The 14,016-nt window shown below is 73.9% G+C and carries 11 protein-coding genes; 7 read left to right on the plus strand and 4 right to left on the minus strand.

Annotated elements, in window-relative coordinates; all coding sequences use genetic code 11:
• Window positions 1–221 precede the first annotated feature (221 nt).
• From O7595_RS25350 to O7595_RS25360, 3 genes are all read left to right on the plus strand, one after another.
• A complete protein-coding gene (locus O7595_RS25350) occupies window positions 222–782 on the plus strand; it encodes an SAV_6107 family HEPN domain-containing protein (protein ID WP_269730915.1) in 561 nt (186 codons plus the stop codon).
• 152 nt (window positions 783–934) lie between these two features.
• A complete protein-coding gene (locus O7595_RS25355) occupies window positions 935–1,723 on the plus strand; it encodes a methyltransferase (protein WP_269730916.1) in 789 nt (262 codons plus the stop codon).
• A 283-nt stretch (window positions 1,724–2,006) separates the two neighbouring features.
• Window positions 2,007–2,399, plus strand: coding sequence for a DUF3040 domain-containing protein (locus tag O7595_RS25360; protein WP_138055830.1), 393 nt, complete (start codon window positions 2,007–2,009; stop codon window positions 2,397–2,399).
• A gap of 296 nt (window positions 2,400–2,695) precedes the next feature.
• Here O7595_RS25360 and O7595_RS25365 read toward each other — a convergent pair whose 3' ends face one another.
• The 4 genes from O7595_RS25365 to O7595_RS25380 all read right to left on the minus strand — a co-directional run bounded on the left by O7595_RS25365 (window position 2,696) and on the right by O7595_RS25380 (window position 8,412).
• Window positions 2,696–5,113 (minus strand): transglutaminase TgpA family protein, encoded by a 2,418-nt coding sequence (locus O7595_RS25365; protein WP_269730917.1) that lies wholly within the window; start codon window positions 5,111–5,113, stop codon window positions 2,696–2,698.
• Entirely contained in the window at window positions 5,110–6,459 is a 1,350-nt protein-coding gene (locus O7595_RS25370; protein WP_269730918.1) for a DUF58 domain-containing protein, read from the minus strand. Before O7595_RS25370 ends, O7595_RS25365 begins: the two co-directional genes overlap by 4 nt.
• Window positions 6,459–7,511, minus strand: coding sequence for an AAA family ATPase (locus tag O7595_RS25375; RefSeq protein ID WP_269730919.1), 1,053 nt, complete (start codon window positions 7,509–7,511; stop codon window positions 6,459–6,461). The genes O7595_RS25370 and O7595_RS25375 overlap by 1 nt, the downstream gene beginning before the upstream one ends.
• Window positions 7,512–7,869: 358 nt before the next feature.
• Window positions 7,870–8,412 carry a beta-class carbonic anhydrase gene (locus O7595_RS25380; protein ID WP_269730920.1) on the minus strand — a complete coding sequence of 181 codons (543 nt, stop codon included), beginning with the start codon at window positions 8,410–8,412 and terminating at the stop codon, window positions 7,870–7,872.
• A gap of 306 nt (window positions 8,413–8,718) precedes the next feature.
• Here O7595_RS25380 and rsmH point away from each other — a divergent pair, with 306 nt between their 5' ends.
• The 4 genes from rsmH to O7595_RS25400 are packed head-to-tail and all read left to right on the plus strand — an operon-like array spanning window position 8,719 to window position 14,016.
• Window positions 8,719–9,687, plus strand: a complete 969-nt coding sequence (gene rsmH, locus O7595_RS25385) for a 16S rRNA (cytosine(1402)-N(4))-methyltransferase RsmH (RefSeq protein WP_269730921.1) — start codon at window positions 8,719–8,721, stop codon at window positions 9,685–9,687.
• Between the two features lie 60 nt (window positions 9,688–9,747).
• Window positions 9,748–10,335 carry an FtsB family cell division protein gene (locus tag O7595_RS25390; RefSeq protein WP_443071723.1) on the plus strand — a complete coding sequence of 196 codons (588 nt, stop codon included), beginning with the start codon at window positions 9,748–9,750 and terminating at the stop codon, window positions 10,333–10,335.
• Window positions 10,336–10,339: 4 nt separating this feature from the next.
• A complete protein-coding gene (locus tag O7595_RS25395; RefSeq protein WP_269730922.1) occupies window positions 10,340–12,304 on the plus strand; it encodes a peptidoglycan D,D-transpeptidase FtsI family protein in 1,965 nt (654 codons plus the stop codon).
• Between the two features lie 17 nt (window positions 12,305–12,321).
• Window positions 12,322–14,016: a UDP-N-acetylmuramoyl-L-alanyl-D-glutamate--2,6-diaminopimelate ligase gene (locus tag O7595_RS25400; RefSeq protein ID WP_443071724.1), complete on the plus strand. Its 1,695-nt coding sequence runs from the start codon at window positions 12,322–12,324 to the stop codon at window positions 14,014–14,016.

The raw sequence follows: 14,016 nt of genomic DNA on the forward strand, positions 1-14,016 counted from the left end.
ACCGGGCCGGTGTTCGGGACGCGGGCCGTCGTGGCGGACGACGAGCACGTCGGCGTCGTCCGGTGGCCGCACGGCCCACCCCGGGATCGGGCGCCGGCCGGCGCGGGCAGGACATCCCCTTCGCCCGGGAGAAGTCCAGGTCAGGACGGATTGTCAGTGGCGCCCCCCACCATGGTTCACGGACGGCCGGAGTGCCGTCACCCGACGACAGGAGGCTCGTCATGGCCAGCTCGTACGCCGCTGCCACACGCCGGCTCCGCGCAGGCGGCCCTGCCCCCTCACCGACCGGTCCCGCGAGCGACGTCCACCCCGTGCCGCGGCGCTCGTCGGCTCCCCCTGCCGCGCTCGACCTGCTCGCCCAGGCGCGGGCGGGCCTGGAAGAGGCCGCGCGCCTGGAGACGCCCAACGAGCGGTACGCCACCGCCCATCTCGCCGCACTGCGCACGGCGGCGGCCGTCCTCGCCGCCCGCGGACGGCCGGAGACCGGCCCGCGCCGGCGCGCACGCATACGCTCCGCCTGGGAAGTCCTGCCGGAGATCGCCCCGGAACTCACCGAGTGGAGCGCGCTCTTCGCCTCCGGCGCCGAGCGCCGGGCCCGCGCCGAGGCGGGCATCCGGGGCGCCGCCGGCAGCCGCGACGCCGACGACCTGCTCCGCGACGTCGCCGTGTTCCTGCGGCTGGTGGAGCGGATGCTGGTGCTCCAGCCGGTGCTGCCGCAGCCCCGGCCCGAGCAGCACCCTCCGGGCGCTCCGGGGGTGTGCCCGGAGGACGCCGCGGGATGAGAACTCCCGGGGCCGCGGGGCGGCGGGGTCCGGTCGGCCCGGGGACGCCGCGGGATGACCGGGGCGCCCGGCCGAGGCAATAGGGTGGAGCCAGCCTGCACCGTTCACGCCCCGTCAGCAGGGGCGGCATCCGCGCCGAGGAGTCAACTGCCGTGTCGGACCAGACGCCCCCCGTTCGGCCTCGCCGTGGGGAGACCCCGTCCCGCGCCTCCCTTCGCACGGCCGTGGTCTGGGAGGTGCTCAGGGACGCCCTGGACCGCCGGGTCAAGGCGACCGGCCGTGACGCCCTGGACGTCCTCGACACCGGCGGCGGCTCCGGCAACTTCGCCGTGCCCGCGGCCCGCCTCGGCCACCACGTCACCGTGGTCGACCCCAGCCCCAACGCGCTGTTCGCGCTGGAGCGCCGGGCGGCCGAGGCCGGGGTTGCCGACCGGGTGCGCGGGGTCCAGGGCGATGTCCACGGACTGTTCGACGTCGTGGAGCGCGGTGGCTTCGACGCCGTGCTGTTCCACGGGGTGCTCGAGTACGTCGAGGACCCGGCCGAGGGCGTGCGGAACGCGGTGGAGGCGCTGCGCCCCGGAGGCGCCCTCAGCCTGCTCGCCGCCGGGCTCGGCGGTGCCGTCCTCGCCCGGGCCCTGGCCGGACACTTCACCGAGGCCCGGCGGGCGCTCGGCGACCCGGCGGGGCGCTGGGGCGAGGGTGACCCGACGCCGCGAAGGTTCACGGCCGAGCAGCTCACGCGACTCGTCGGCGACTCGGGCCTGGAGGTCGGCTCCGTCCACGGTGTCCGGGTCTTCGCCGACCTGGTCCCGGGGGTGCTCGTGGACACCGAGCCGGGGGCGCTGGAGGCCCTGCTGAAGCTGGAGGAGGCCGCCGCCGAGTCGCCCGCGTTCCACGCCGTCGCCACCCAGCTCCACGTCCTCGGCGAGAAGCGCGGCTGACCACCGGCTTCCCGGCACGGCGGCCCCGCCGCTGATCAGCCGCGCAGCTGCAGATGGAGTACGCCACAGGCCCCCCGATCGAGGCGTCGGCCCCGTATGATCGGGGGACACGATCCGGCATGACGGACAGGCGGTTGGGGAATCAACGCCTCAGCAGTCGATCCGGCATGGCAGGCCCCTCAGGGCAATCGGGCACTCGGCGGGTTTCACGGGGGCGATTCCCTGCCTATCCTGAAAGGGCCGCATACCGGTCGCCCCCGCGACCGACGACTAGGAGGACTCCGTGCCGCTCTCGGAGCACGAGCAGCGAATGCTCGAGCAGATGGAGCGAGCGCTGTACGCCGAAGATCCCAAGTTCGCGACAGCGCTTGAGGGAAGCGGGCTGCGTACGTACACCCGACGACGGGTCTACCAAGCGGTCGCCGGCTTCCTGGTGGGTATCGCGCTCCTCATGGCCGGAATGGTCGCCCAGCAGATCTGGATCAGCGTGGTGGGTTTTCTCGTCATGCTCGGCTGTGCGGTCCTGGCGGTCACCGGCTGGCGCAAGGCGCCGAAGCCGGGTGAGCAAAGCGGCCCCGGGGCCGAGGCCACGCGCCGACAGCCCAGGCAGCGCCGGTCGATGATGGACCGGATCGAGCAGCGGTGGCAGCGCCGCCGCGACGAGCAGGGCCACTGAGCCCCCGACCACATCCACGCACTCGGACACGGCTGAGGGGTGACCGCACGGGCGGTCACCCCTCACGCGTCTCTCCGCCCGGGTACGGGCGTCGTTCGCTGCGGACACCTCCCGCCGGCCCCGGGATCCCCGCGCTTGCGGACGCACCACGGTGAGGGCCTCGCCCGCGGGCATCGCCCCCACCACCCGTCGGTACCGCTTCCGCCGACGAGCACGGCAGCCGCCCGGGCCCGCCCCGGTACCACGAGGGCCGGGCCCGGCGGGAGCACGTCCCGCCGGGCCCGGCCGTACGCTCGTCAGCCCCGCTGCCGCAGCGGCCCCCGCAGTCGCGCCATCGCGCGGCCCAGCAGCCGCCGCCGCGTGGTGGCGGCGCGTTCCACCAGGGCGTTCCAGCGCTCCGAGCACGCCCACACGACGCGCACCGTGGAGCGCGGCAGCAACAGCGCGCGCAGAGCGGCGACGCGGCCGGTCCGCTCGCCCAGGCCCTCCCGCACCCGGCCGGCGTCCTCGGCCAACCCTATGGCCGGGACGGGCCTCGGCGCGTACAGCACCTGCTCCACCGCCTGGGCCACCCGGTGGACCGAGTCCGCGGCCGGGCCCTCCAACCGGCCGAGCCGGACGATGCGCGCGGCCGCCTTCCTCGGCGACAGCGACTCGTCCGGTGGGATGCCGTGGTCCCAGGCGGTGTCGGCGATCTCCTGCCATACCAGAAGCGTCCGCGCCGAGGTCTCCTCGGCCGTACGCCCCTCGGAGCCGAGCCGGATCCTGCGCAGTCTCGTCCGCCAGAGCATCGGCAGCAGCGGGACCGCAAGCAGCGCGGCGCCCGCACCCGTCCACATCAGGACCGTGCCGGCCGACGGGCCCTCGTCCTCGGACACCGCGACGTCCTGCGGTGCCGTGGCCCCGCACTCGCCGAGCCGGCGATCCTGCGGGGAGCAGTCGGACGACCGCGACGGGCCGACCGGCACCGCCTGGGACGCCCCCACCTCCGGCTCCGCCGGGCTGCTCGGCCCGCCGGACGGGGCGACCGCACGCGTGTAGTCCGGTGCGCTGCCCCGGGTCGGCGTCGGCTCGAACCGGGTCCACCCCACGCCCTCGAAGTACAGCTCGGGCCAGGCGTGGGCGTCCTGGTTGCTGACCGACGTCGCACCGTCCGCCGAGGGCGTGCCGGGCGTGAAGCCCACGGCCACCCGGGCCGGTATCCCCAGGGTCCGCGCCATGGCGGCCATGGAGAACGAGAAGTGGATGCAGAACCCTTCCTTGTTCTTCAGGAAGCGCGAGATCGCCCCGACCCCGCCGCCCGAATCCACCTGGGTGTCGTAGGTGAAGCCGCCGTCCGCGGCGAACCAGTCCTGGAGCCTGACCGCCCGCTCGTAGTCGTTGTCGGCGCCCCGAGTCACGCGCAGGGCCGTGGACCCCACATCGGCCGGCAGTGCGTCCGGCACCTTGGTGTACTCCTCCAGCAGCGCGGCGGGGGGCTTCGGCGCCTCGGCGAGCTGCTGCGCGGTGGGCTTCACCTGGAGGCTGGTGACCGAGTACTGCAGGCCGCCGGTCGTCTGCCCCCGGTCCCCGACGATCGTCCGCCGGGCCGGGTCGAAGCGCCATTTGCCGTCCACGGCCACCTTGGTCGCCGGGTACGGCATGGGCAGCCAGCCCTGCTTGTAGGCACCCGCGGCGGAGATGTTCGTCCTGATCTCCGTCGTGCCGACATCCCCGCCGAGGCCCTCCGGGCGGGGAAGCTCGGCGGGGATGTCGGTGACCTTGCGGACCGAGAACTTCCAAGCCCCGCCGTCGAACTGGTCCAGCGCCATGATCCGCAGATACATGTCACCGGTGGCCTTCGCGTTCGTCTTGTACTTGAGCCACTCCCGGCTCTCCGGCTGGTTCAGGCTGTCCTGCAGCGTCACCACCGGGTTCACCGCGTTGATCGTGCCGCCACCGGAGCCCGTGCCCGCACCACCGCCGCCCTGGCCGATCAGCCCGCCGCCCAGGGCCGGGAGCGACCAGTGGGCGACCAGGGCGACGCCGAGCGTGGCCACACCGATCCGCCTGCCGGTGCGCACCGGCGCGTGCGCGGCCCCGTCCCCGCGGTCGAACCCGGTCCTGCCGTGCGGCGGGGCCCCGCCGAAGACCCGGCCCCATTGGGACAGCCGGTCCCGGCCCTCCGCCAGCAGAAGCATCAGATAGCCGGAGGCCGCCAGCAGGAACCACCACCAGCCCGCCCCGCCCCCGGACAGACCGGTGGCCACCGAGAACAGGGCCAGCAGCGGCAGACCCGCGGGGGCGGCGCTGCGGTAGGTCACGGCCAGCGCGTCCACGGCCAGGCCGATCAGCAGCACCCCGCCGATCAGCATCAGCTTGATGCCGTCGGTCGCCGGCGCCGGGATCGCGTACCGGCCGACGTCCTGCGCACCGGCGGACAGCAGCTCGCCGAACCTGCCGAACACGTCCGGCCCGGGGACCAGCCCGAGCACCGCGTGCTCGCGGGCGAAGACCAGGGTGAGCATCAGCAGCGCCAGCGCGGCCTGGGCCGCCACGGTCAGCGGACGCGCCAGCGGCACCCGCCGCGCCGCCGCCCCCGCCCCGCTGACCAGTGCCGACAGGAACGCGGCCTGCAGCAGCCACGTCAAAGGATCGACCAGCGGGACCATCGCGGCCGCCGCCAGCAGCGTGGCGCCGTAGGCGCACAGGGCGAGCCTTCCACGGCCGCTCATGACCATCCCCCCGAAAGACCCGTCGTAGCGGACGGGGCGGAGTCCGCGCGCTCGCGCGCCGCCTGCCGCCAGAGCTCGGGCAGTGCCGCGCCAGGCCCGGCGGGTACCACGGTCCACCCGGCCTCGCGCAGCCCGCGCAGCCGCGCGTCCGCCGCGTCGTCCACCGCTCCGTTCGCCGTCCACGGGCGGCTGTCCGTCACGAACGCGACCGCGCTCCCGCAGCGTTGCCGCATCCGGGCCGCCACCGCCGCCTGCTCCTCGTCCAGGTCGCCGAAGAAGGCGACCAGCAGCCCCTCGCCGCCGCGCAGCACGTCGTAGGCGCGGGAAAGCCCCGGACCGTCCGAGTGGTCCACGACCGCGAGCGCGTCCAGCATCATCCCGGCCGATTCGGCGGACTCCTGCGGCGAGCCGGCGAGGCCGTCCCCTCCGTCGCCGGGCACCGAGGTGCCCGTGTCCGTCAGCAGCCGGACCGAGAAGCCCCGCTCCAGCATGTGCACCAGCGCGGAGGCGGCGCCCGAGACCGCCCACTCGAAGGCCGAGTCGGGCCCGGCGCCCCGGTAGGCCGTGCGCCGGGTGTCGAGCAGCACCGTGCACCCGGCCCGCTGCGGCTGCTCCTCGCGCCGCACCATCAGCTCGCCGTAGCGGGCCGTGGAACGCCAGTGCACCCGGCGCAGGTCGTCCCCGTGCCGGTAGGTCCGGGGGATCACGTCGTCGTCCCCGGCCAGGGCGAGGGTGCGCTGGCGTCCGTCGCCGTACCCCGTGGCATCCCCCGAGAGCCGTACCGGCGGCAGCGGCTCGGTGCGGGGGATCACGGTGAGGGTGTCCGCGGAGCTGAAGGAACGGGTCAGCTCGCACATGCCGAACGGGTCGTTCAGCCGCAGCTGCAGCGGACCCAGCGGATAACGTCCGCGCAGGTCGGACCGGACCCGGTAGGACACCTCGCGCCGGCCCCCGGGCTCCACCCGGTCCAGCACGAACCTGGGCCGGGGTCCCAGGACGTAGGGCACGTGGTCCTGGAGCATCAGCAGCCCCGTGGGCATCCGGGAGACGTTGTCCAGGCGCAGGTGCACCCGCGCCTCGGTCCCGGCGGGCACCCGGGACGGGAACAGCCTCCGGCTGCCCGCCACCCGGTGGCGGGTGCGGTACAGCACGGCCACGCAGATCAGGGGCAGTACGGCGAGCAGCAGCCCGACCCGGAGCAGATCGCTCTGCCCGAGGACCACGGCACACACCGCCGCGGCCACCCCGGCGGCCAGGAACGAGCGGCCGCGTGTCGTCAGCCCGCCGAGAGCGGACCACGGACCGCCGCTCTCCTCATCGCCGTCGGCAGGGCTCCCGGCCGTCATCAGATCCGCCGGACGCCGGGCCGCTGCCGGCCGTAGGCCGGGCCGCCGGACGCCTGGCGGGCACCGGTGCCGTACGCGGTGTCGTTTCCGGAGGTCGGCACGGGCGTGCGCTGGAGGATCTCCAGCACGACCTGCGCGGCGGTGCGGCGGTTCAGCTGTGCCTGGGCCGTCGGCAGCAGGCGGTGGGCGAGCACCGGCACGGCGAGGGACTGGACGTCGTCCGGCAGTGCGTAGTCCCGGCCGCTCAGCGCCGCCGAGGCCTTGGCGGCGCGCAGCAGGTGCAGGGTGGCGCGCGGCGAGGCGCCCAGTCGGAGGTCGGGGTGGTTGCGGGTCCCGGCGACCAGCTCCACCGCGTACCTCCGGACGGAGTCGGCGACATGGACCGTCCGCACCGCGTCGATCAGCTTCACGACGTCATGGGCGTGCGCCGCCGGCTGGAGGTCCTCGAGCGGGGACACCGCACCGTGCACGTCGAGCATCTGCAGCTCGGCCTCCGGTGTCGGATAGCCCATCGACACGCGGGCCATGAAGCGGTCCCGCTGGGCCTCGGGCAGCGGGTAGGTCCCCTCCATCTCCACCGGGTTCTGCGTGGCCACCACCATGAAGGGGGTGGGCAGTTCGTACGTCTGCCCGTCGATGGTGACCTGCCGCTCCTCCATGGACTCCAGCAGCGCGGACTGGGTCTTCGGGGACGCCCGGTTGATCTCGTCGCCGATCACTATCTGCGCGAAGATCGCGCCGGGCTTGAACTCGAAGTCCCGTCTCTGCTGGTCGTAGATCGACACGCCGGTGATGTCCGACGGCAGCAGGTCCGGCGTGAACTGGATGCGCCGGACCGAGCAGTCGATCGACCGCGCCAGTGCCTTCGCCAGCATCGTCTTGCCCACGCCCGGCACGTCCTCGATGAGGAGATGCCCCTCGGCGAGCAGCACTGTCAGCGAGAGCCGTACGACCTCAGGCTTGCCCTCGATCACACCCTCCACCGACCTGCGGACGCGGTCCGCTGTGGTGGTCAGATCCGTGAGGCTCGCTCGATCGTCATAGGTCGTCACCCGGCCCTCCTCGGCCCGTTCCATGGGCCGGTGCACTGCTTGCGGCACGGCCCACCCCGAAACACGGACACCTTCTCCGGTCGATTCCGCGAAGGTGCCACACCCGCATTCTTGTTGCCGTTGCCGCGTCATGTCACTCGCCTGTGGACAAGTGGGCGCCATATGTCTGGGGTTGCCGTGTTTGGCCGCTCACGCAGCGCTGTGATCCACCCCACGCCCGGCGGTACGGTGCCCCGGTGCGACGCAGTACGGACATCCCGTGCGGCGCGGTACGGCCCCCTCCGGCCCGCGCCTCACGGGCGCGGACACGCCGACGGCGCCGCGCTGCGGGCTGGCGCGGCGCCGTCCGGGGCGGGACTCAGCCGGTGGGGTCGATCTCCCGCAGCAGACCCGACGTGACGTCGAAGACGAAGCCGCGCACGTCTCCCGTGTGCAGCAGGAACGGCGAGGTGCGCACCCGCTGCATCGACTGGCGCACGTCCTGGTCCACGTCGCGGAACGCCTCGACCGCCCAGGAGGGCCGCTGGCCGACCTCGTCCTCCAGCTCGTGCCGGAAGTCCTCGGTCAGGCTCTCCAGGCCGCAGCCGGTGTGGTGGATGAGGATGACGCTGCGGGTGCCCAGCGCGCGCTGGCTGATGGTCAGGGAGCGGATCACGTCGTCCGTGACCACTCCGCCCGCGTTGCGGATCGTGTGGCAGTCGCCGAGCTGCAGGCCCAGTGCGGCGTGCAGGTCGAGACGGGCGTCCATACAGGCCACCACGGCGACCCGGAGCACCGGCCTGGCGTCCATGCCGGGGTCGGTGAAGCCCGAGGCGTAGTGCTGGTTGGCTTCGACGAGCCGGTCGGTGACCGTGCCGGTCGCGACGGCGGGCTCAGCGGGGAGGTGCGCGGAAGTCGACATGTCTCCGACGGTAATGGTCACCGGCTCTCACAGCTCGCTGTGAGAGGGGACAAAGAACGTCAACGCGGCTTGTTGTGAGCTAACCCACAGGCAGGAGCGGACCGTGTCCGTTCGGGTGAGTCGCCCCGCTCCCGGACCCCTCGCCGGCCGCCGCTGCGACGCGCCAGCCGGTTGATTGACCGGCACGACCAGTGGACTAAAGTGACGCGCAGTTCACGGACACATCCAGCACATTTCCGCGATTTCCCCGCGGGTGCGGCAAACGTACGGCCCGGCCACCGCCCGTGCCGGACCTGAGAGGGCGCATTGAGCCAGCGACACGTCCCGGTGATGCTCCAGCGGTGTCTGGACCTGCTGGCGCCGGCCCTGGAGCGTCCCGGCGGGGACGGCCCGGCCCCCGTGGTCGTCGACTGCACCCTCGGCCTCGGCGGACACAGCGAGGCGCTGCTGACCCGCTTCCCCGCCGCCCGGCTCGTCGCGCTCGACCGGGACAAGGAGGCGCTGCGGCTGTCCGGTGAGCGGCTCGCGCCGTTCGGTGACCGCGCCACCCTGGTGCACGCCGTCTACGACGAGCTGCCCGACGTGCTCGACCGACTCGGCATCCCCGCCGTGCAGGGCGTCCTGTTCGACCTCGGCGTCTCCTCGATGCAGCTCGACGAGGCCGACCGCGGTTTCGCCTACGCCCAGGACGCCCCGCTCGACATGCGGATGGACCAGACGACCGGCGTCAGCGCCGCCGAGGTCCTCAACACCTACCCGGCCGGCGAGCTGGTCCGCATCCTGCGCGCGTACGGCGAGGAGAAGCAGGCCAAGCGGATCGTGGCCGCGATCGTGCGGGAACGGGAGAAGGAACCGTTCAGCAACAGCGCCCGGCTCGTCGAGCTGATCCGCGACGCGCTCCCGCAGGCCGCCAAGCGCACCGGCGGCAACCCGGCGAAGCGCACGTTCCAGGCCCTGCGCATCGAGGTCAACGGCGAACTGACCGTACTGGAGCGGGCGATCCCGGCCGCGGTGAAGGCGCTCGCGGTCGGCGGCCGGATCGCGGTCCTCTCGTACCACTCGCTGGAGGACCGGCTGGTCAAGCGGGTACTCGCGGAGGGCGCCGCCGGCACGGCACCGCCCGGACTGCCCGTCGTCCCCGAGCGCTACCAGCCGCGGCTCAAGCTCCTCACCCGCGGTGCCGAACTCCCTTCCGAGGAAGAGGTCGCGGAGAACCGCCGGGCCGCGCCCGCGCGGCTGCGCGGCGCCGAGCGCGTCCGCGAGGACGTGCGGTGACGGCGGCCGCGCCGAGGGAGCGCGACCGGTGACGGCAGCCGCGGTGAGGGAGGGCTCGGGGTGAGGAAGGCCGCAGGTCAGCTCAAGGGGCGTGCCGCACGGCTCGTGCGGCTCATGCCGTCCGGGCCGAGCACCGCGGCCCGGACCCCCTTCGTCCTGCTGGTCGTCGTCCTGCTCGGCGGTGGACTGATCACCCTGCTGCTGCTCAACACCTCCCTCAACGAGGGCTCGTTCCGACTGAGCGAGCTCAGGAAGAAGACCACCGAACTCACCGACCAGGAACAGGCGCTGCAGCGGGACGTGGACGAGCGCTCCGCCCCGGACGCCCTGGAGCGCCGGGCCCGCGAGCTGGGCATGGTCCCCGGCGGCAACCCCGCCTTCCTCGACCCCGACGGCACGGTCCGCGGCGTCCCGAAGCGGGCGACGGCCGACCCGTCGGCCGTCCGGCCCACGGCAACGGCGCAGCGGCCGGTCGGGCCCCCCGTAGCCGTGCAGCCGCCGCCCGCGTCCGGCACGCCCGCGCCGGCGCCCGCCTCGCCGAAGCCGTCGGCCGCAGGCGCACCCCCGGTGCCCGCGGCACCGTCCGCGCCGGCGCTGCCCGCCGCGTCCGGCGCGCCGAAGCCGTCCCCCACGACCCCCGGCAGGTGACGCAGTGCCATCCAAGGAACCACCGCGGCGCCGTGTGCCGGGCCCCGCGCGCCGCGGCGGACCGGCCGGCCGGGGCCGGACGGCGCCCCGCCCCCGCCGGACCGCACCGCCCCGGCGGCCTGCGGCGCCCGGCCGGATCCGGCTCGGCAACCCCCGCCCCCGGCTGAGGCTCGTCAGCGTGGCGCTCACGCTCGTCATGCTGACGTTCGTGGTCCGGCTGCTGCAGGTGCAGGCCGTCGACGCCGGCACGTACGCCGCGATGGCCGAGAAGAACCGCTACACGAGCCACAAGCTGGCGGCCGAGCGCGGCCGGATCACGGACCGTGCCGGGATCGCGCTCGCCACCAGCGTGGACGCGCACGACATCACCGCCGACCCGAAGATGTTCACGCCCGGGGAGAGCAAGGCCCCGGACGCGCCGGAGCAGGCCGCGGCGCTGCTGGCACCGATCCTGGGCGCCGACGCCGCGGAGCTCGCGAACAAGCTCAAGGCCCCCAAGTCCCGGTACACCGTCCTCGCCCGCCGCCAGACCCCGCAGGTCTGGAAGCAGATCAAGGACCTCAAGACCGTCTTCGCCGAGCGGGCCGCCGCCGACAGGGCCAGGGGCGGGCCAGGCGCCAACGTCCTCGCCGGCGTCTTCCAGGAGGCCAGCAGCCGACGCGTCTACCCCAACGGCGATCTCGCGGCCGGGATACTGGGCTGGGTCAACGCCGACGGCCGCGGCGCGGGCGGCCTGGAGTCCATGCTCGACAAGGAACTGGCGGGCAAGGACGGCAGCATCACCTACGCGCAGTCGGGCGGCCGCCGGGTGCCCACCGCCGGGACCCGGGAGAAGCCCGCCGTCCCCGGCTCCGACATCGAGCTCACGATCGACCGCGACATCCAGTGGGCCGCCCAGCGCGCGATCAGCGAGCAGGTGACGAAGTCGAAGGCGGACCGCGGGTACGTGGTGGTCCAGAACGCCAGGACCGGCGAGGTCCTGGCGATGGCCAACGCGCCCGGCTTCAACCCCAACGACATCGCGCGGGCCGACGCCGAGGCCATGGGCAACGCGGCCCTCCAGGACGTCTACGAGCCCGGCTCCACCAGCAAGGTCATGTCCATGGCCGCCGTGCTGGAGGAGCGGGCCGCCACCCCGGGCACCCACGTCACCGTCCCCAACCGGCTCCACCGCGGCGACCGGCTCTTCAAGGACGACATCGACCACCCCACGTGGTACCTGACGCTCAACGGGGTCCTCGCCAAGTCCAGCAACATCGGGACGATCCTGGCGACCGGACAGCTCGGGAAGACCCAGAGCCAGGCCAACCGCGTCCTCTACTCCTACCTCAGGAAGTTCGGCATCGGCAGCCCCACCGGCCTCGGCTACCCGGGCGAGAGCGCCGGCATCCTCGCCGAGCCGCAGGACTGGTCGACCTCCCAGCAATACACGATCCCGTTCGGCCAGGGCTTGTCGATCAACGCCATGCAGGCCGCCTCCGTCTACTCGACCATCGCCAACGGCGGCGTACGCATCGAGCCCACCCTGGTGCGCGGCACCCGCGGTCCCGACGGACGCTTCAACCCGGCGCAGGCGCCGGAGAAGACCCGGGTGGTGAGCGAGAAGACCGCGAAGACCCTCGCGGCCATGCTCGAATCGGTCGTGGGCGACGAGGAGGGCACCGGCACCAAGGCCCGGATCCCCGGCTACCGGGTCGCCGGCAAGACCGGCACCGCGAACCGGGTCGACCCCGAGCTCGGCCGCTACCGGGGCTACACCGCCTCCTTCGCGGGCTTCGCACCCGCCGACAAGCCACAGATCACCGTCTACTGCGCCATCCAGAACCCGACCCGCGGCAGCTACTTCGGCGGCCAGATCTGCGGACCCATCTACAAGAAGGTCATGGAGTTCGCGCTCAAGACCCAGCAGGTCGCGCCGACCGGCGCGGCTCCCGCGCGGCTGCCGGTAGCTTTCGAACCCGGCGCGTGACCCGGGAGGAACAGCCAGTGAGAACCATTACGCCGGGCCCGGGGAACCGCCACCCGGGGTCCGCCTCGACCCCGCCCGCCGCGAGCCCGTCCCCGGGCGGCCGCGGCCCCCGGTGGGGCCCCTCATTTAGCGCCGGTCCGGGTACTGCCGGTACGCTCACCGCCGTGCCACAAGCTGATCAGTACCGAACCGCCCCTCCCCGTCCGGCCGAGGTCCACCCGATCGACCTCGCAGATCTGGCCGCCCGGCTGGGGGTAGAGCCCCCGGGCTCCGGCGCGGTCACCGGCATCACGCACGACTCCCGCGCGGTGCGCCCCGGGGACGTGTACGCCGCTCTGCCCGGTGCCCGGCTGCACGGCGCCGACTACGTCGCCCAGGCCAGGGATCTCGGCGCGGCCGCGATCCTCACCGACCCGACGGGCGCCGACCGCGCCGCCGCGACCGGACTGCCCGTCCTGGTCACCGAGAACCCGCGCGGCAGAATGGGCGAGCTCGCCGCCGAGATCTACGGACGCCCCGGTGAGGCACTGCTGCAGATCGGCATCACCGGCACCTCCGGCAAGACCACCACGGCGTACCTCGTCGAGGGCGGTCTGCGCGGCGCCGGCCGCAGCACCGGCCTGATCGGCACGGTCGAGATGCGCATCGACGAGGAGCGCATCAAATCGGAGCGCACCACCCCCGAAGCCACCGATCTGCAGGCCCTGTTCGCCGTGATGCGGGAACGCGGCGTCGAGTCGGTCGCCATGGAGGTCTCCAGCCACGCCCTGGTGCTCGGCCGGGTCGACGGCTGCGTCTTCGACGTCGCCGTCTTCAACAACCTCTCGCCGGAGCACATGGAGTTCCACTCCGGCATGGAGGACTACTTCCAGGCCAAGGCCCAGCTGTTCACCCCGGCCCGCGCCCGGCAGGGCGTCGTCAACCTCGACGACGAGTACGGTCAGCGGCTGGTGACGGAGTCCTCGATCCCCGTCGTCACGTTCTCCGCCGAGGGCCACCCCGACGCCGACTGGCGCGCCGACGACGTCGAAGTGGGCCCGCTGGGTTCCTCGTTCACCGTCATCGGCCCGCAGGGCGAGCGGGTGCGCGCCCAGGCACCGCTGCCGGGCCCCTTCAACGTCGCCAACACGCTCGCCGCGATCGTCACCCTCGCCGTCGCCGGCATCGACCCGCAGACCGCGGCCGACGGCGTCGCCGCCGTACCCGGCGTCCCCGGCCGGCTGGAGCGTGTGGACGCCGGCCAGCCGTATCTCGCGGTGGTCGACTACGCGCACAAGACCGACGCGGTCGAGTCGGTCCTGCGCTCCCTGCGCAAGGTCACCGAGGGCAGGCTGCACATCGTGCTCGGCTGCGGCGGCGACCGCGACCGGACCAAGCGCGGCCCGATGGGCGCCGCCGCGGCCCGCTACGCCGACACGGCCGTCCTCACCTCGGACAACCCCCGCTCCGAGGACCCCCTCGCGATCCTGGCCGCGATGCTCGCGGGCGCCGCCGAGGTGCCGGCGCACGAGCGCGGCGACGTCCTGGTGGAAGCGGACCGGGCGGCCGCCATCGCCGCGGCCGTCGCCCGCGCCGCGCCGGGCGACACCGTGCTGATCGCCGGCAAGGGACACGAGCAGGGGCAGGACATCGCCGGGGTGGTCCGCCCCTTCGACGACCGCCGGGTGCTCCGCGAGGCGATCGAGCACAGCCACAAGAACAGTGAGGGATGA

It is taken from the genome of Streptomyces sp. WMMC940 (assembly GCF_027460265.1).
In the GTDB taxonomy this organism is placed as follows: domain Bacteria; phylum Actinomycetota; class Actinomycetes; order Streptomycetales; family Streptomycetaceae; genus Streptomyces.

Excerpts from the sequence above, each read along its gene's own strand:
- O7595_RS25350 (WP_269730915.1), top strand. The coding sequence starts at position 222 with ATGGCCAGCTCGTACGCCGCTGCCACACGCCGGCTCCGCGCAGGCGGC.
- O7595_RS25365 (WP_269730917.1), bottom strand. The coding sequence starts at position 5,113 with ATGAGCGGCCGTGGAAGGCTCGCCCTGTGCGCCTACGGCGCCACGCTG.
- O7595_RS25370 (WP_269730918.1), bottom strand. The coding sequence starts at position 6,459 with ATGACGGCCGGGAGCCCTGCCGACGGCGATGAGGAGAGCGGCGGTCCG.
- O7595_RS25380 (WP_269730920.1), bottom strand. The coding sequence starts at position 8,412 with ATGTCGACTTCCGCGCACCTCCCCGCTGAGCCCGCCGTCGCGACCGGC.